This is a genomic window from Streptococcus constellatus, assembly GCF_902167705.1.
GTDB lineage: Bacteria > Bacillota > Bacilli > Lactobacillales > Streptococcaceae > Streptococcus > Streptococcus constellatus_A.
Genome location: NZ_CABHMZ010000003.1, coordinates 16,228 through 33,231 on the forward strand (window position 1 = coordinate 16,228; position 17,004 = coordinate 33,231).

The 17,004-nt window shown below is 39.2% G+C and carries 17 protein-coding genes; 12 read left to right on the top strand and 5 right to left on the bottom strand.

Going from position 1 to position 17,004, the window contains the following annotated elements; genetic code table 11:
* Positions 1–47 precede the first annotated feature (47 nt).
* Together rnjA and FQ204_RS00350 are read right to left on the bottom strand one after the other, a co-directional pair.
* Positions 48–1,733 carry a ribonuclease J1 gene (rnjA, locus tag FQ204_RS00345; protein WP_144207162.1) on the bottom strand — a complete coding sequence of 562 codons (1,686 nt, stop codon included), beginning with the start codon at positions 1,731–1,733 and terminating at the stop codon, positions 48–50.
* A 3-nt stretch (positions 1,734–1,736) separates the two neighbouring features.
* Positions 1,737–1,967: a DNA-directed RNA polymerase subunit epsilon gene (locus FQ204_RS00350; RefSeq protein ID WP_144207165.1), complete on the bottom strand. Its 231-nt coding sequence runs from the start codon at positions 1,965–1,967 to the stop codon at positions 1,737–1,739.
* Between the two features lie 278 nt (positions 1,968–2,245).
* On the opposite strand from FQ204_RS00350, the gene tsaB reads away from it, so the two are divergent.
* The 8 genes from tsaB to FQ204_RS00390 all read left to right on the top strand — a co-directional run bounded on the left by tsaB (position 2,246) and on the right by FQ204_RS00390 (position 8,715).
* Complete coding sequence (tsaB, locus tag FQ204_RS00355) at positions 2,246–2,929, top strand: tRNA (adenosine(37)-N6)-threonylcarbamoyltransferase complex dimerization subunit type 1 TsaB (RefSeq protein WP_144207168.1); 684 nt, start codon at positions 2,246–2,248, stop codon at positions 2,927–2,929.
* Positions 2,926–3,366, top strand: coding sequence for a ribosomal protein S18-alanine N-acetyltransferase (rimI, locus tag FQ204_RS00360; protein ID WP_144207171.1), 441 nt, complete (start codon positions 2,926–2,928; stop codon positions 3,364–3,366). Before tsaB ends, rimI begins: the two co-directional genes overlap by 4 nt.
* Entirely contained in the window at positions 3,359–4,372 is a 1,014-nt protein-coding gene (gene tsaD / locus FQ204_RS00365; protein ID WP_144207174.1) for a tRNA (adenosine(37)-N6)-threonylcarbamoyltransferase complex transferase subunit TsaD, read from the top strand. The genes rimI and tsaD overlap by 8 nt, the downstream gene beginning before the upstream one ends.
* Before the next feature lie 2 nt (positions 4,373–4,374).
* On the top strand, positions 4,375–5,073 hold the full coding sequence (locus FQ204_RS00370) for an AzlC family ABC transporter permease (protein ID WP_144207177.1): 699 nt from the start codon (positions 4,375–4,377) through the stop codon (positions 5,071–5,073).
* Positions 5,063–5,386, top strand: a complete 324-nt coding sequence (locus FQ204_RS00375) for an AzlD domain-containing protein (protein ID WP_144207180.1) — start codon at positions 5,063–5,065, stop codon at positions 5,384–5,386. Before FQ204_RS00370 ends, FQ204_RS00375 begins: the two co-directional genes overlap by 11 nt.
* Positions 5,387–6,041: 655 nt before the next feature.
* Positions 6,042–6,710: a CPBP family intramembrane glutamic endopeptidase gene (locus FQ204_RS00380; protein WP_260843516.1), complete on the top strand. Its 669-nt coding sequence runs from the start codon at positions 6,042–6,044 to the stop codon at positions 6,708–6,710.
* Positions 6,711–7,124: 414 nt separating this feature from the next.
* A complete protein-coding gene (locus FQ204_RS00385) occupies positions 7,125–7,805 on the top strand; it encodes a CPBP family intramembrane glutamic endopeptidase (RefSeq protein WP_186286775.1) in 681 nt (226 codons plus the stop codon).
* Between the two features lie 172 nt (positions 7,806–7,977).
* Positions 7,978–8,715 (top strand): MerR family transcriptional regulator, encoded by a 738-nt coding sequence (locus FQ204_RS00390; protein ID WP_144207693.1) that lies wholly within the window; start codon positions 7,978–7,980, stop codon positions 8,713–8,715.
* Between the two features lie 50 nt (positions 8,716–8,765).
* On the opposite strand, the gene FQ204_RS00395 is transcribed toward FQ204_RS00390, so the two are convergent.
* Entirely contained in the window at positions 8,766–9,938 is a 1,173-nt protein-coding gene (locus tag FQ204_RS00395; RefSeq protein ID WP_144207186.1) for an NAD(P)/FAD-dependent oxidoreductase, read from the bottom strand.
* Positions 9,939–10,084: 146 nt separating this feature from the next.
* On the opposite strand from FQ204_RS00395, the gene FQ204_RS00400 reads away from it, so the two are divergent.
* The 3 genes from FQ204_RS00400 to FQ204_RS00410 are packed head-to-tail and all read left to right on the top strand — an operon-like array spanning position 10,085 to position 13,203.
* The gene (locus tag FQ204_RS00400) at positions 10,085–10,579 is read left to right on the top strand and encodes a DUF536 domain-containing protein (protein ID WP_144207189.1); all 495 of its coding nucleotides are present in this window, start codon (positions 10,085–10,087) and stop codon (positions 10,577–10,579) included.
* A gap of 48 nt (positions 10,580–10,627) precedes the next feature.
* Positions 10,628–11,449: a YdcF family protein gene (locus tag FQ204_RS00405; RefSeq protein ID WP_144207192.1), complete on the top strand. Its 822-nt coding sequence runs from the start codon at positions 10,628–10,630 to the stop codon at positions 11,447–11,449.
* Positions 11,446–13,203 (top strand): glycerophosphoryl diester phosphodiesterase membrane domain-containing protein, encoded by a 1,758-nt coding sequence (locus FQ204_RS00410; RefSeq protein ID WP_144207195.1) that lies wholly within the window; start codon positions 11,446–11,448, stop codon positions 13,201–13,203. Before FQ204_RS00405 ends, FQ204_RS00410 begins: the two co-directional genes overlap by 4 nt.
* Before the next feature lie 53 nt (positions 13,204–13,256).
* Here FQ204_RS00410 and FQ204_RS00415 read toward each other — a convergent pair whose 3' ends face one another.
* Positions 13,257–13,556 (bottom strand): YbaB/EbfC family nucleoid-associated protein, encoded by a 300-nt coding sequence (locus tag FQ204_RS00415; protein WP_144207198.1) that lies wholly within the window; start codon positions 13,554–13,556, stop codon positions 13,257–13,259.
* Positions 13,557–13,592: 36 nt separating this feature from the next.
* Positions 13,593–15,872 (bottom strand): Xaa-Pro dipeptidyl-peptidase, encoded by a 2,280-nt coding sequence (locus FQ204_RS00420; RefSeq protein ID WP_144207200.1) that lies wholly within the window; start codon positions 15,870–15,872, stop codon positions 13,593–13,595.
* Between the two features lie 109 nt (positions 15,873–15,981).
* Between FQ204_RS00420 and gla the strand changes: the two genes are divergently transcribed.
* A complete protein-coding gene (gla, locus tag FQ204_RS00425) occupies positions 15,982–16,833 on the top strand; it encodes an aquaglyceroporin Gla (protein WP_144207203.1) in 852 nt (283 codons plus the stop codon).
* Positions 16,834–17,004: the final 171 nt, after the last annotated feature.

A 17,004-nucleotide genomic window follows, 5' to 3' on the forward strand; every position in this document is an offset into this window, starting at 1 on the left:
ACCTTGATTTACTTGGAAATCAAGGTGTTCTTAATTATATGATGCATTTATAGATCATCTTCATCTGGTGTTAAAATCATTGGGATGATGATAGGCTCGCGTTCGGTATTTTCATATAAGAATGGTCGAAGAGCATTTACAATAGCTCCGTTGACAGACTGGATGCTGGCATCTTTATTTTTTAAAGCGATACGGATTGCATTGAAAAGAATGCGTTGACTGTGGCGAATGAGTTCACCTGATTCCCGCATATAGATGAAACCGCGGCTGAGAATGTCAGGACCAGCTAAAATCATCTTGGATTTAAAGTCAACGGTAGCTACTGCAAGAACAACGCCATCTTCGGAAAGATCCCGTCTGTCACGGAGGACTGCAGCGCCAATTTCTCCGATACGATTGCCATCGACATAAATATCTTGTGCATTAAAACTTCCTGCAATGCGAGCAGAATTAGCAGTTAAGGCTAAAACGTCTCCGTTGCTCATGATAAAGATATTGTCTTTAGGAATCCCAGTATCCATTGCAAGTCCGGCATGGACTTTTTGCATGCGGTATTCACCATGGACTGGCATGAAATACTTAGGTTTTATCAAGCGAAGCATGAGTTTCTGCTCTTGTTGTCCTCCGTGTCCAGAAGTATGGATATTGTTGATTTTTCCATGGATAACATCAACGCCAGCTTCTGAAATGGTATTGATGAGCTTATTGACACTGGTGGTATTTCCAGGGATAGGACTAGAAGAGAAAATCACTGTATCACCTGGTTGAAGCTGCACTTGACGATGTGTTCCATTCGCAATGCGTGAAAGAGCTGCCATAGGCTCTCCTTGACTTCCTGTACATATGATGAGCACTTCACCTGCGGGATAATCTTTGATTTCATTTGGTTCAATGAATGTCCCTTTAGGGGTTTTGATGTAGCCTAGTTCGATTCCATTAGCAATGGCTTTTTCCATTGAACGTCCAAAAACAGCAATTTTTCGGCCAGTTTTAACCGCAGCATCTGCAGCTTGTTGGAGACGAAAGATATTTGAGGCAAAGGAGGCGAAGATAATCCGCCCGTGAATGCCTTCAATGATTTTCATGATAGACTGACCAACGACTTTTTCAGAGTTTGTGAAAGTCGGAATTTCTGCATTGGTTGAGTCAGAAAGAAGCGCTAGAACGCCATCTTCACCAAGTGCTGCCATTCGATGTAAATCTGCTGGCTCGCCAACAGGTGTAAAGTCAAACTTGAAGTCGCCTGTACATACAACTTTCCCTTGTGGTGTGTGAATCACAATCCCCAAAGGTTCCGGAATGGAGTGGGTTGTGCGGAAGAAGGTTGCTTTTAGGTTTTTAAATTGTAGTTCGGTATTCTGATTGATTTCGTAGAGCTTGGCATCACGTAAGAGCCCATGTTCTTCTAGTTTCCCGCGGATAAGTGCAAGGGCAAGCGGTCCAGCATAAATAGGGACATTTGCTTGCTTGAGGAGGAAGGGAATCCCTCCGATATGGTCTTCGTGACCGTGAGTGATTAAGACTCCTTTGATACGGTCGATATTTTCTACGATATAGGAATAATCGGGAATGACATAATCAATCCCTAAGAGGTCGTCTTCAGGAAATTTAATACCAGCGTCAACGATAATGATCTCATCTTGGTATTCGATTCCGTAGGTATTTTTTCCGATTTCTCCTAAGCCACCAATGGCAAATACACCGACTTCTTCGGGTTTTAAAGTATAAGACATGGTTTAGAGCTCCGTAATTGTAAAGTTGCCTGATTCTTTTTCGTATTCTAAATGTTTATCAGACAAGCGTGTAATAAATTCAACATTGTAAGGTGTTTTTTCTTCGACGAGTTTCCGCGCTTTAATGCGTCCTTCTAATTCGTCTTTGGCATCAATATCCAAATAAAGCGTGTGTGTGTTTTCCTGCCGTGGATTGCGTTCCTTTGTTTCTTGATAAAAAATTTTGTAAATCATTTCAATTCCTTTCTCATTCATGAACAATCTATCAGAAAATAGCCACCTTATTTTCAAGGGCGGTCTTCATTTATTTAATTTTCCGAGTAATAAATTGATTTCGATACGTTACAATTATAATCATTATATCATAAAAAGGTTATTTAGTAAAAGAAAGAAGTGAGAAAATCTAGGAAAACGATTTTCAAAAGGTCTTGTTTTTTTGAAAATCATATTGAGGCAATCCGTATTTTTTTGTAGTATAATAGGAGGTAGATTATCACGAAGGAAAGATAAAAATGAAAGTTTTAGCTTTTGACACCTCTAGCAAAGCCCTAGCAATTGCGATTTTAGAAGATGATAAGTTGCTTGCTGAGATGACAGTCAATATCAAGAAAAATCATAGCGTTACATTGATGCCGGCTATTGATTTTTTAATGGAAAATTTGGATTTAAAGCCAAGCGATTTAGAGCGCATTGTGGTCGCAGAAGGTCCTGGTAGTTATACAGGTTTGCGGATTGCTGTGGCAACAGCCAAAACGTTGGCATACACGCTGAAAATAGATTTGGTGGGAGTTTCTAGCTTGCGGATTCTGGTGCCAGAGGATCTTGACGGCTTGGTCATTCCTCTCATGGATGCCAGACGCAACAATGTCTATGCTGGTTTTTATGAAAATGGCAGAGCAGCTCAGCCAGAAGCTCATTTGCCTTTTGAAGAAGTGTTAGAAAAAGCCAAGTCTGCTTCTCAGGTAACTTTTGTAGGAGAAGTGGAAAATTTTGCGGAGCAGATTCAGTCCGCTTTGCCAGCAGCTCTTATCAAAGCAACTCTGCCAAATGCTGTGCTCCTTGCTAAAATCGGTCTGCAATTACCAGCCCGCTCTGTTCATGATTTTGTGCCAAACTACCTCAAGCGAGTGGAAGCAGAAGAGAATTGGCTCAAAAATCATCAAGAAACGAAAGATTCTTACATCAAGCGCTTATGATTGAGATTAAAAAAGATGAAAAAAAGCAGGCTGCTAATTTAGCAGAGCAAATTTATCAAGTATTAAAAGATGTTTATGCAGCCAGTCCTTGGAATATAGAGCAGATTGAGAAAGACTTACAAAATCCTTTGTCGGTTTATGTTTTGGCTTTGGAGAGTCAAGATTTAATCGGTTTTCTGGCTTTTCAGGAGTCGGATTTTGAAGCGGAAGTTTTGCAAATTGCGGTCAAGAAGGCCTGTCAAGGCAAGAAAATTGCGACAGCGTTGTTTGAACATCTGCCGATTGACAAAGAGATTTTTCTCGAAGTGAGAGAATCCAATAAAGCAGCTCTGCTATTTTACCAAAAAGAGAAATTTATAGAAATCGCTCGGCGCAAGAATTACTATCATGAACCTGTGGAAGATGCGATTGTAATGAAAAGAGAAAACAATGAATGACAGATATATTTTAGCTTTTGAGACCTCCTGCGATGAGACTAGCGTGGCGGTTTTAAAGAATGACGATGAACTCTTATCCAATGTTATTGCTAGCCAGATTGAGAGCCATAAACGTTTTGGTGGCGTGGTACCAGAAGTGGCTAGCCGTCACCATGTGGAAGTTATCACAGCTTGTGTGGAGGAAGCTCTTGCGGAGGCTGGTATTACAGAAAAAGAAGTGACGGCAGTAGCAGTAACTTATGGACCGGGGCTAGTTGGTGCTCTTTTGGTCGGATTGGCAGCTGCCAAGTCTTTTGCGTGGGCACATCATTTACCACTTATTCCTGTCAATCATATGACAGGTCATCTGATGGCGGCTCAGAGTGTCGAGAAATTAGAATATCCTCTTTTAGCACTATTAGTTAGTGGAGGGCATACGGAGTTGGTTTATGTTAGCGAAGCTGGTGATTATCAGATTGTTGGGGAAACACGTGATGACGCGGTCGGAGAAGCTTATGATAAAGTTGGTCGCGTGATGGGTTTGACTTATCCAGCAGGGCGTGAGATAGATGAACTGGCCCATAAAGGACAAGATATTTATGATTTTCCTAGGGCTATGATTAAAGAGGATAATTTGGAATTTTCCTTTTCTGGGTTGAAATCTGCCTTTATCAATCTACACCATAATGCCCAGCAAAAAGGTGAACTTCTTTCCAAGGAAGATCTAGCAGCTAGTTTTCAAGCTGCTGTTTTAGATATTCTCATGGCAAAAACAAAAAAGGCTTTGGAGAAATATCCTGTTAAGACCTTAGTCGTTGCAGGCGGTGTTGCAGCTAATCAAGGTTTACGTGAACGTTTAGCAGCTGAAATGACAGATATCAAGGTTATCATACCGTCTTTACGTCTCTGTGGGGACAATGCAGGAATGATTGCTTATGCGAGTGTCAGCGAGTGGAACAAAGGTAATCTTGCAACATTAAGCCTAAATGCCAAGCCAAGTCTGGCTTTTGATACAATGGAAGAATAAAAATGATAGGAAAAAGTTTTAAGGATGGAGCTAAGGCAGCCATGCCAACAGCTCTGGGTTATATTAGTATTGGGCTGGCCTGTGGCGTTATTGGTGCTTCTTATCATGTCAGTCCTCTTGAAATGACATTGATGAGCATTCTTGTTTATGCGGGAAGCGCTCAGTTTGCTATGCTAGCGCTCCTTGTTATCCATGCACCAGTGACGGCTATTGCTCTGACAGCCTTTTTGATCAATTTGCGTCTATTTTTGATGGGTCTTCATACATCTACTTTTTTTCGGAATGCCAGTCTATTGCAAAATATTGGTATCGGAATACTCTTGACAGATGAAACATATGGCGTTTTACTAAGTGAGCACGTTCATACAAAAGATATTTCGCTTCAATGGATGTATGGAAATAATATAACGAGCTACCTTGCTTGGATTATAGGAACGGTGGTCGGAACGACGTTAGGAAGTCTATTGCCAAATCCAGAAGTGTTTGGACTGGACTTTGCGCTTGTGGGCATGTTTATTGGTATTTTTTCTTCCCAATTTTTAGTGATGCTACATAAAACAAAATTTCAAAAACTAGTAGTGATTTTGGCTGTGGTAGCTTTATCCTTCTATGTTCTAAGCATGCTGGTCTCTTCGTCTTTAGCTGTTTTAATATCGACCTTATTAGGCTGTACTGTGGGGGTAATGCTAGATGATAAATAATTATATTTTTGTCGCCATTCTTTTCTCAGCTTTGGTGACATGGTTATCACGGATTACTCCGTTTATATTGGTAAAATATCGTGGCTTGCCTAAGATTGTAGAACGATTTTTACAGTACTTACCAGTCTCTATTATTTTTGCATTGATTTTATCCAGCCTTACAAATGGGAAGATAGGGAAGCTACCAACCTTCAAATGGCTGGATTTAATAGCTGTCTTTCCAACAATTTATATTGCTTTTCGCTATCGTAACTTAGTGGTAACTGTGGTTTTTGGTGTGGTATTGGTGGCTGGTCTGCGATTTATCTTTTAACTTTATAGAAATAACTCTGTCTTAGGAAACACTAAGGCGGAGTTTTAGTTAAAAATAACCGTTTAAGACCTAAAACAGACCATTCAGAATTTTCACGAATGTTTTACTTTAAATTTAGTAGAATGACAGTGTAAGGTTACAAATTTTATTAATGTTTTTGTGAACGAGTCTAATCAGTATGATAGTTTCCAAGAATAGAAATACTAGATCTATAATAGATATATAACGATATTAACGGGATGTTATATTCTGGTTCGTTTTTTAGGGAACTATATAGCAGTTTACACCAATCACAATCTGTAGTATTTTAAAACAAGATTTTTGTAAATTTGACAACTATATTTCGGGATTGTGTAAATAAGTATAAAATTCCCTTTTTTATTATGCTTATCTTATATCATAGATGCTAGAAAAACTGGTTTTTCGTAGCTTGTTGATTCCACTTTTAACTAATTATAGAAAGTACTAGATAGATGTGCTGATTTTTGTCCGTCTCTTTAGTATGTTAGAAGACGGTATGTTAGATCTGGAGTGGTTTTGTGTATTCTTTTTCGCTATATTCGTTCTATTTACTGTTTCATAGCCGGGTAATTTCTGTAGAATAGATTTTTAGCAATTGGTGTTTTTGATATTAGATTAAATTAGAAAGGTTTTTATGAAACAGAAACTACAACAAGTTTATCCTCTTATTGCTCTGATTTTAGCAACGCTTTACCAGATTATTCCCCACAATGTTTTATATCTTCCTATTTTTGCTGGTGTGTCTGATTTTTTGTTTTATATTTTAGATATGAGCCTGCGTCTGCTGGTGATTGCTCCAGCTGTAATCCTTCTTTTCAAGACAGGAAATTGGCAAAAGATGAATGGCAAAACTTTCCGTTGGTCTTATCTAGCTTATGCTATCCTAACCATCTTTGCCCTTTATATCTGGAATATGATGGCTAGTATTTTACTACCTGCTCCTGAAAATGCAAGCAGGTACCATGCCCATGTGTCCACATTTACAGGTGCGACTATTTTTCTCATGCGTTTTCTCTATCCTGTCATTCTAGCACCCGTTTTTGAAGAAATCATCTATCGTGGGCTGGTTATGACAGCTTTGGAGAAATGTTCCTATTGGAGGCTGGATGTTTTGGCTTCAGCTGTATTTTTTGCTGTGTTGCATATTTCTAACTACGGCTGGTCAGGGACAGATTTCATTTTTTACTTTGTTGGCGGTCTGTTTTTTACTCTTTTATTTAAGCATGTTAAGTCCATCTATTGGTCTATCGGTGTGCATATAACTTATAATGGATTGATGCAACTTCTTATGATATTACTTTAAGATTTGGAAGCTAGTCTTTGTCTACGTTATCTCCTATAAAATTTTGAAGAATTCTACTATTTTCGTAAGTTATTACCAATGAGAGGTAGAATATGATTGGCTTTCACAAAGTGATTTTGATGAGGTGATAATAGGAAATCACTAAGGCGGAGTTTTTGTTAAAAATGACCGTTTAAGACCTAAAATAGACTATTCAGGATTTTCACGAATGTTTTACTTTAAATTTAGTAGAATGACAGTGTGGGGTTACAAAGTCAATCGTCTTGAAACGCCCTATGGAACTCTTGGCATTATTTAGGTTGGGGAAATTCTGGCGGTGGCTGGAGGGCTGGAGCTGGCTTGGTAGTTTAGGATCTGCTTTTTCAAAGAAAAAACCTTAAAAAGTAGAGCTTTATAGAAAGAATGGTGCATTTTATGAAATTAACAAACAGCTTTAGGTATTATACCTATATTAGTTTACTTTTGTTGTCCTATCAATTTGGTATGCGATTCATTTTTTCTTTAACTATCATTTCTCAATTGCCAGATGTCTGGTATTATCTATTTGTTACGGGAGTAGTAGCTTGCCATGGTGTAGTGGCAGGCTACCTGCTTTGGTATCATCAACATTTGTTAGCGATTAGAAAGGTAACATTTAGTTGGCTGTCGTTGATGTATAGCATGCTTGCATTTGTGTTGCTATTCTTATGGGCGTCTTTTACGCCATTGATTTTTCCGATAACTCAAAATGCTCAAGCTATTCGTGAAGGATTTCAGGAACTAACTGGATTTGCCTTTTTTATTCAGATGGTATTTTATCCTATTGTGGTGGCTCCCATTTCTGAGGAATTGGTTTATCGAGGTCTAGTGATGAGTTCATTTCAGAAATTCCAGTCTTATCGCCTTGATATGCTGATTTCATCCAGCCTATTCAGCTGTATTCATATTCATTCGTTGCAAAATGGTTGGGTCATAACAGATTTTATATATTATTTTGTAATGGGGTTCATTCTTTCTTGGCTCTATAGAAAGACGAATTCTGTCTGGTATACGATAGGTGTGCATTTTGCTTGGAATGCTCTTTTAACAATTTTGAATATTTTTATTAGAAAATAGCAGATAAATTGCATCTATTTCTTAAGTGCTAAGTATTTTTCTAGAAAAATCATGATATAATTGCTGAAAAGATAGCTGAAAGAAGCTATCTTTTTTGATAAACTATTTTTAAAAAATGTGTTGACTTTGATGTTAGGTCAGGGTTTATAATGAGATTTGTAAGGAGGAAATGATGTATCAAGTTAAAGAAGCTGCGCAGCTTTCAGGTGTTTCTGTTAAAACGCTGCATCACTATGACAAGATTGGACTGTTGATTCCGCAGAAGTCTGAAAACGGGTATCGCCTTTATAGCGAGGCAGACTTGGAGCGCTTGCAAATTATTTTATTTTACAAATATCTTGGTTTTTCTTTAAAGAAAATAGCAGAGCTGCTAAGTCAGGAAGAACAGGAATTATTGCCTCACTTGAACAAACAGCTGCAGTTTTTACAGCAGGAAAGGGAACATTTGGATACCTTGATTTCCACCTTACAAAAGACAATTCAAGCTCAAAAAGGAGAAAGAAAAATGACAACGCAAGAAAAATTTGTTGGCTTTACTTACGAAGATCATGAAAACTACCGTCATCAAGCTGTAGAAAAATATGGACAAGCTGTTATGGATGAAGCGGCAAGTAGGCAAGCAGGTCAAGAGGAGCAAGCAACAGAAGCCTTTAATCAAGTATTCCGAAATTTAGCAAAAAATCTGCAACAAGGTTTGAAAGTGGATGCAGCAGAAAATCAAGTGCAGGCAGCCAATCTTTTACAGGCTATCCGAACTTATGGCTTTGATTGCTCGCTAGAAGTTTTTGCTTCTATCGGAAAAGGCTATGTGGCAAATCCAGAATTTAAGAAAAATATTGACCAATTTGGAGTTGGAACAGCTCAATATGCAGCAGATGTTATCCACATTTACGTTACACAAGCGAAATAAAAAATAGGGCAGGTGCCAACATGTTCTGCATGACAGCACTTGTCCTGTTTTTAGTATTCTACACTTCCAGCGACCCAGCCAGTACAAAGAGCTGTCGTAATGTTGAAGCCGCCGGTATGTGCATTGATATCCAGCACTTCCCCAGCAAAATAAAGCCCAGAAACCAGTTTGCTTTCTAAAGTCTTGGGATTGATTTCTTTGAGGCTGACACCGCCCTTAGTCACAAAAGATTTGGCCAGAGACATCTTGCCTGTAACTGGAATGGCTAACTCTTTGATAGTGCTGAGAAACTCTTCTTTTTGTCTAGGATTGAGTTGTTTGACCTTTTCGGGAAATGGCTGTGCGAGAAAATCTGCCAGACGCTCAGGAAGCAATTGTTTGAGACAATTCTTGATTGATTTTTCGCGATTTTCTTCTAAAAATGCTGCCAAATCATCTCTGCTCATCTGAGGCAAAGTATCCAAATAAATCATTTCTCCGCCTTTGATGAAACTGGACATCCGTAGAGCAGCTGGACCAGATAAACCAAAATGAGTAAAGAGTAGGTCGTGAGTGATGATATGCTTATCGTAGCTGAGGGTGACGTCTTGCAGGGAAATTCCTTGTAAAACCTTGTGTGGAAAGTCAGTCAAAAGCGGACTTTCAGCAGCTTCTAGCTCCGTAATTGTATGTTTGAAATGACGGGCAATCTCGTAGCCAAAGCCAGTAGAGCCAGTTGAAGGATAAGACTTCCCCCCTGTTGTGACAATCAATCGGTTGCAGCTCCAAATGTGGTCACTCGACTTGATGATGAAGTCATCTTCATTTTTCTTTACAGAAACCACTTCTGTTTGTGTTTTGATTGTGGCACCCAGCTCTCTCATTTTCTGTTCTAAGGCTTCAATAATCGTCCGAGATTTGTCTGATGCTGGGAAAACGCGACCGTGGTCTTCAATTTTAAGTTTCACACCATTTTCGGTGAAAAAATTGATAATATCATGATTGTCAAACTGGGAAAAGACACTATAAAGAAAGCGCCCATTGCCTGGAATGCCAGCCAATAGGTCCTCTAAAGTGCCATTATTCGTCACGTTGCAACGTCCGCCACCTGTTCCAGCGAGCTTCTTGCCCAAGCGCTTATTTTTTTCTAAGAGGAGAGTCTTTTGCCCATGAAAGGAACTGGAAATAGCAGTCATCATACCAGCAGGTCCTCCACCTATCACGATTGTATCAAAATGGTTCATTGTACTTCTTTCTTTAAATGGATATGTCAAATTTTATTGTATCATAAATGTGGCAAAATTCCTTGAAATCCGGAGCAAATTTGACAGTTAAGTCTTGATATGATAAGATTTAGGTATCTATATCTAGAAAAGTTTCAGAGGAAATTATGGCAATTGAAAAGACAGTCAGCGAGCTAGCCGAAATTTTAGGGATTAGCCGTCAGGCAATGAATAATCGGGTCAAAACTCTTGCACCTGAGGATACAGACAAGAATGAAAAAGGGGTTACTGTTGTAACGCGCAGCGGCTTGATAAAGCTGGAAGAAATCTACAAAAAGACGATTTTTGAAGATGAGCCGGTCAGCGAGGATGTTAAACAGCGTGAACTCATGGAAATTTTAGTAGACGAGAAAAATGCTGAAATTATTCGCTTGTATGATCAGCTGAAAGCAAAAGATGCTCAATTAGCTAAAAAAGATGAGCAGTTGCGCGTGAAAGATGTTCAAATTGCTGAAAAAGACAAGCAATTAGACCAACAGCAACAACTGACTGCTAAAGCCATGAATGAACGTGAAACCTTGCTATTAGAATTGGACGAAGCTAAGGAAAAAGTGCAAGCACAAGAGCAAAAAGGCTTCTTTGCAAGATTGTTTGGAAGATAATGAGAATCTCGGTTGAAGAAACTGAGATTTTTTTATAGAATGAAAGGTATGATGAAGGAAGAATTAGCAAACAATATCAATATCCTTGGCACTTTTTGTGGGAAACGTGATTTGCCAGAACTAACACAACTAGAATTGGAAAAGAAATACCACTTTAAACAAGCGGATGTCATGGTGCTGTTTGGCGGAAGTATTTTGGCGGGCGGAGATGTTCTGGCGCAAGCTATGTCAGAGGATGTGGCAAAGACTTATGTTATTGTCGGCGGAGCAGGGCATACGACTGATACTTTGCGGCAAGTGGTCGCTGAGGAATATCCGAAAATAGAAACCCAAACTTTGTCAGAGGCAGAAATTTTCAATGCTTATTTGAAGGAAAAGTATAATGTAACGGCTGATTATCTGGAATGTCGCTCGACCAATTGTGGCAACAACATCACCTATTTGCTGGATTTGCTGAAGAGAGAAGGGATTGACTTTCACTCGATTATTCTTTGTCAGGATGCAACCATGCAAGCACGCATGGAAGCGGGTCTAAAAAAGTACATTTCAACTGATAGGAAAATCATCAATTTCGCTGCTTATCATGCAGAAGTGATGGTAAAAGAAAAGCAGCTTGTTTTTAAACAGCCGATTCATGGAATGTGGGAAATGGAGCGTTATCTCAGTTTGCTGATGGGAGAGATTCCGCGCTTAACAGATAATTCTACTGGATACGGTCCAAGAGGGATGGGCTATATTTCTCATGTAGAAATTCCTGCAGAGGTTCGGACCGCTTTTGAAGCATTAAAGAAAAGTTATGGAGATTTGATTCGCATAGCAAATCCTCTCTATGCTTCGACTGATAAACTTATCATTAAAGGAGAACGATGAAACAACAACGTTTAGGCTTTCACAAGCTATATTACAACCTTGATAAAATTTTATTTTTGTTTTTTATCATTTTTATGGCAATGGAATATATTTGGTTGCCCTTTAATTCTTGGGCTGCAGGTTCTTTGCTACGGCTGACAGGCTATCAATTTTTATCTTATAACAATGTTTTAGGTGTACTATCTAGCAATCCCTTAGTGACTCTAGCCTTTATTGTATTATTTCTAGTGAACCTGCTAGTCGCTTATTTTCAGGTTGGTTTGCTCTTTTTAGGCGCACACAATCTGCTGACGCAGCAGGAAAGCACGCTTTTTGCATTCACTAAAAAAACAGTCGCAGATGGCTTGTCTCTTTTAAAACAAGCTCGTCCCAGCAAGGTTGCATTTGTCTTATTGTACATTGCTTTGCTCTTTCCTTTCATTCGGAAAATCTTGAAAATTTATTATTTGAACAAAATTTTAATTCCGAATTTCATCGTGACTTACTTACAAGACACCTATTTTTTAGCTGGAATTGGGCTTGCTTTGTTAGTGCTATTGATGTTATTGGTTGCTGTCCGTTTGATGTTTGCTTTGCCCAAGATTCTGATTGAGAATGTTTCCGTCAGAGAAGCGGTTCAATTTAGTTTGGGAAAAACGCGTAAGCGTTTGGTATTCTATTCTTGGCACTTATTTTGGATTGTTACCAAGAGTTTTTTGCTCTTTTTTGCCATCACTATTCCATTATTATTTCTGCAAAGTTATGCAGACGGTCAGTCCAATCAAGCTGCGATTACAGCAGGAGTTGTCAATTTTGTGTTGATGAAAACGGCTCATTATTTGATGTTGACCTATTTTTTAGTTAAATTTGTAGCCTTTTTGACAGAGCAAAGTCTTTCTTATAGTGCACGTAGAAAGCTGGATCGACTCTATCGTTGGGTGGTTATGTCTATTGCTTTTTTAGCATTTGCAGCTGAAGGCTATAGTTATCTTCAAGTTCCTTTAAGTAGCAATCCTGTCGTCATTTCACATCGCGGTGTTTCGCAAGCAAATGGTGTGCAAAATACGATTCAATCGTTAGAAAAGACAGCTTTATTAAAACCAGATTATGTTGAAATGGACGTTCAGGAAACAAAGGACGGTCAGTTTGTTATGATGCATGATGCGAATTTATCGGCCTTGGCTGGAGTCAATGCCAAACCACAAGATTTGACCTTGGCTGAATTAGCGGCTTTGGATGTTTCAGAAAATGGTTATCGAACGACGATTTCAAGTTTTGATGCGTATTTAAAACGTGCTAATGAATTGGGGCAACGCCTGCTGATTGAAATAAAAACCAGCAAGAAAGACTCGCCTGATATGATAGATCGCTTCTTGAAAAAATATGGAAAAATCATCAAACAGTACGGTCATCAAATGCATTCGCTGGATTATAAAGTCATCAATAAAGTGGTCAAATACGATGCCAGCATTCCAACCTTTTTCATCCTTCCTTACAATACAATTTTCCCACGAACCAAGGCAAGTGGCTATACCATGGAGTATTCCACGCTTGATGACAACTTCGTTTACAAACTGTGGGAAACAGATAAAAAGCTGTATGATTGGACAGTTAACGACGAAGACAGCATTTCAAAATCACTGCGTCTGGGTGTAGACGGGATTATCACAGACGATGTGCAGTTAGTACAAACAGCCATCAAAGAATTACAAAATAATCCTAAATATGCTAACTTGCTGCTAAATCAAGCTTTTGACTTTTTTAATTTCACATAAAACAAAGCCCCTCTTAGTAATGAACTAGGAGGGGCTGGTTTTTTAAATTTATTTTAAAACGGCATTTTCCCTGCGAATGCACCTAATTTTTTCTTGGTTGCATCATCAATCTCAGCAAGGGCAGCATTGATTGCTTGGGTTGTCATGTCAGATAAAGTTTCTAAGTCTTCTGGGTCGACAACAGCTTCTTGGAAGTCGATTTTGACGACTTTTTTGTCACCTGTAAGAGTTGCGACCACGAGGTCTTGGGCGGATTTGCCAACAAATTCTGTCGCAGCAAGCTCAGCTTGCCCTTTTTCCATTTGTTTTTGCAATTTTTGTGCTTGTTTCATCATTGATTGCATGTTCATCATTGTTTTGGTTCTCCTTAATTTTCAAACATTAATATCTTATTTTATCATATCTGGCACATCTAAGCTAGAGTTTGCTAGGTCAATGGTTAAATGATAGTCGGTATTATCGCGGACGGTATGTTCAAAGTCGGTTGTGTAGAGGACAAGGCGGAGTGTATTGCCTGATTGCATTTTGTAAATGGTTGGCTGTAATTCAAAAGAAAATTCTAACCATTGGTCTGGCATGACTTCTTCAACTGTTAGCAAATCGGTGCGGTTTTGTAAGTTGAGAAATCCTTTTGTCACAACGCGGTGAGGTGTCTCTTTGAAAGGCAATTCCATTAAATGATCCAGCATGTAAAAGCGACCATTGTCCATGACTTTTGGTGCAAGGATGCCAGGAATTGGAGTGAGGCGTTTAGCTTGTCCAACATCTAATAGCTGTGCGGAAATCAGACCTTTATCGGTACTGGATTTAAGGCGCAGATTGAGCTTGACGGGACCATTAAGGAAAAGGTCTTTTTCTAAGGTGAAGTCAACGGTCACTTGATTGACTTTTCCATCAAAGAGTTCATTTTTGAAGGTTTGATAGGTCTTGCTGAAACGCTTGTAGTCCGTCTCAGAGTAAGCATTTTGAATATCTTGGGTAGTACTACCTAGATTGAAATGAGTGTGGTGCTTTTGATTACCAAAATTCTTTAGTGACAGCCAGCTCTGTGCTTGACTATTGTCTTGCCAGATTACCGTTGGCAATTCAAAGTGGGAATTGTATCCCAGCAGTTTCTTGCTGAGAAGTACATTCATGGACTCACGAAAGTCAATGGATTGCCAATTATTCATGTAAACGTGAGCGCCATTGTGGAAAAACAAATGCTTTTTGATGTTTTGTGGTAGTGCGTGGAACATATTGTAAACATTCAGTGGTTTGACATTCCAGTCTTGGGAGCCATGAGTGAAGACGACTTCGGCTTTGACCTTGTGTGCGTGAATCAGATAGTTGCGGTCATGCCAAAATTGATTATAATCACCCGTTTCGCGCTCCAAATTTGCTTTTAATGTTTTGAGGCTCTTTTGATACTCGGCATTGTGACGAAGACGTTCGCCCGCTAGAAGATTGCGTGAGTAAGTTAATTCTGTCAAAGAGTCAAAATCTTCACCAGGATAGCCGCCGGGGCTTGTCACTAAGCCATTTTCACGATAGTAATTGTACCAAGAAGAAATTCCAGCTTCAGCAATAATGACCTCAAGACCATCTACGCCAGTTGTAGCTAGCCCATTTGACAGAGTTCCGAGGTAAGAGATTCCTGTTGTAGCAACCTTTCCATTGGACCAAGTGGCTTTGATTTCTCGTTGTCTGGTATGGTCTGTGAAAGCACGACAGCGACCATTTAACCAATCAATAACATTTTTATAAGCCTCGATTTGATAATAATCTCCGCTCGTCATGAGACCGTCAGAGTCCTTTGTTCCCACACCTGATACATATAAATTAGCAAAACCACGAGTAAGAAGGTAGTCATTGAGTGTATAAGTTTCGATATGACCGAGTGTTTCTTCTGCTTGCTCCGCTAATACAGCTTGACCTTGTGGTTCAACCAAGCAAACTTCAGAGTCATGGACGGTGATTTTTCCGGCCTCTTTTTTAACCAAATTCACATTCATGTTATAAAGTGCTTTGTCGCTGGCTTTGTCGTTGGTTCCTTGGTGATAAGGGCTAGCAGTCATGACAGCAGGAATTTGTCCATCAAAATGAGGACGAATGATGCTGACCTTAATCAAATCAGGCAGCCCATCTTCGTCGGTATCCACGCGCGATTCCACATAGACCACTTCGCGGATAGCATTATGGCTAGTAAAGGTCGCAAGACTTTTACCATTGAAATAGTGGTAGGTATTGTCTTCAGGGATCAAGCCTTCGCTTACCAACTTATCAATCAAGAGATTGCCGTTTTTGGTGCGCGTATTGAGCAATTGATAGAGATTTTCGAGCAAATTTCCATAGGTAATGGGAAAGTTTACGTCCTTGCGGAATGTTTCTACATCGTCAAAGTCAACAAAGGGCACAAATCCCAGCAATTGAAAAATAATGGTATAAAAAATCTCTGCTGTCAATTCCTGATTGGACGTAAAAAAGCTGAGTAAGTCTGTATTTGAATTGGCAACCAAAGACTTTAAAGCATAGTCTGTATGTTTATAATTAAAAAAAGTTCTACGTACAAAAGTCTCTAAATTTTCTTTATCAGAATACTCTGGGTGGAAAGAAAATCCAATGCTTTCCATTTCAGCCAGCATTTTTTTGTTTGTTTCTGGTGTATAACTATACTGATTATAGCGCATATTTTTACTCCTTTTTTACACTTTGTCAAAAAATAACCTTTACATTATCCATTGTAACTGATAAAATAGGATTTGTCTAAAATTTTTTTAATTAAAGAGGAGAATAAAAATGGATGTCACATGGACTGTGAAATATATCACAGAATTTCTTGGAACGGCAATTCTCATTATTTTGGGGAACGGGGCTGTTGCCAATGTTGAATTAAAGGGAACAAAGGGTCATCAAAGTGGCTGGTTGGTGATTGCAGTTGGTTATGGTATGGGGGTTATGATTCCTGCTCTTATGTTTGGAAATGTATCAGGAAATCATATCAATCCTGCATTCACACTAGGACTTGCGATTAGCGGATACTTCCCTTGGGCACAAGTTGCGCCTTACATTATTGCACAAGTATTGGGAGCAATGTTTGGACAAGCGTTAGTAGTAGCAAGCCACCGTCCTTACTACTTGCAAACAACAAATCCAAATGCTATTTTGGGTTCATTCTCAACCATTGTGAATACAGATGATGGAAGCAAGCAGTCACATGTTGCTTCTATGGTAAATGGTTTTATCAATGAATTTATTGGCTCATTTGTACTGTTCTTTGCAGCAATTTCTATGACTAAAAATTATTTTGGTGCAGAAGTTGTCAAATACGCTGCAACTCGTGGAGTGGATGCATCCCAAATTCAAGGAAAAGTAGCAATCGGCTCTCACATCAATGCTGGTCTTGCTGTATCACACTTGGCACTTGGTTTCCTTGTCATGGCGTTGGTGACATCACTTGGTGGTCCTACAGGTCCAGGACTGAACCCTGCACGTGACTTGGGTCCACGTATTCTTCACTTCCTTCTTCCAAAATCAGTTCTGGGTGAACACAAAGGGGATTCAAAATGGTGGTATGCTTGGGTACCAGTTGTAGCTCCAATTCTTGCAGGTATTGCTGCAGTGGCACTTTACAAGATGATTTATGGATAATCTATAAAAAAAGAAGAACGGTTCATTACGAGCCGTTTTTTGATGACTGACGAAGCGACAGACCGTGCTAAAAACGGGAAAGTGACTGGACGCTTGCCAAGATAAAATGCTATACTAAAGGGTAAGGATAACAACAGGGAAGTGGAGCGAAAAACGGACTTTTTGCAAAGT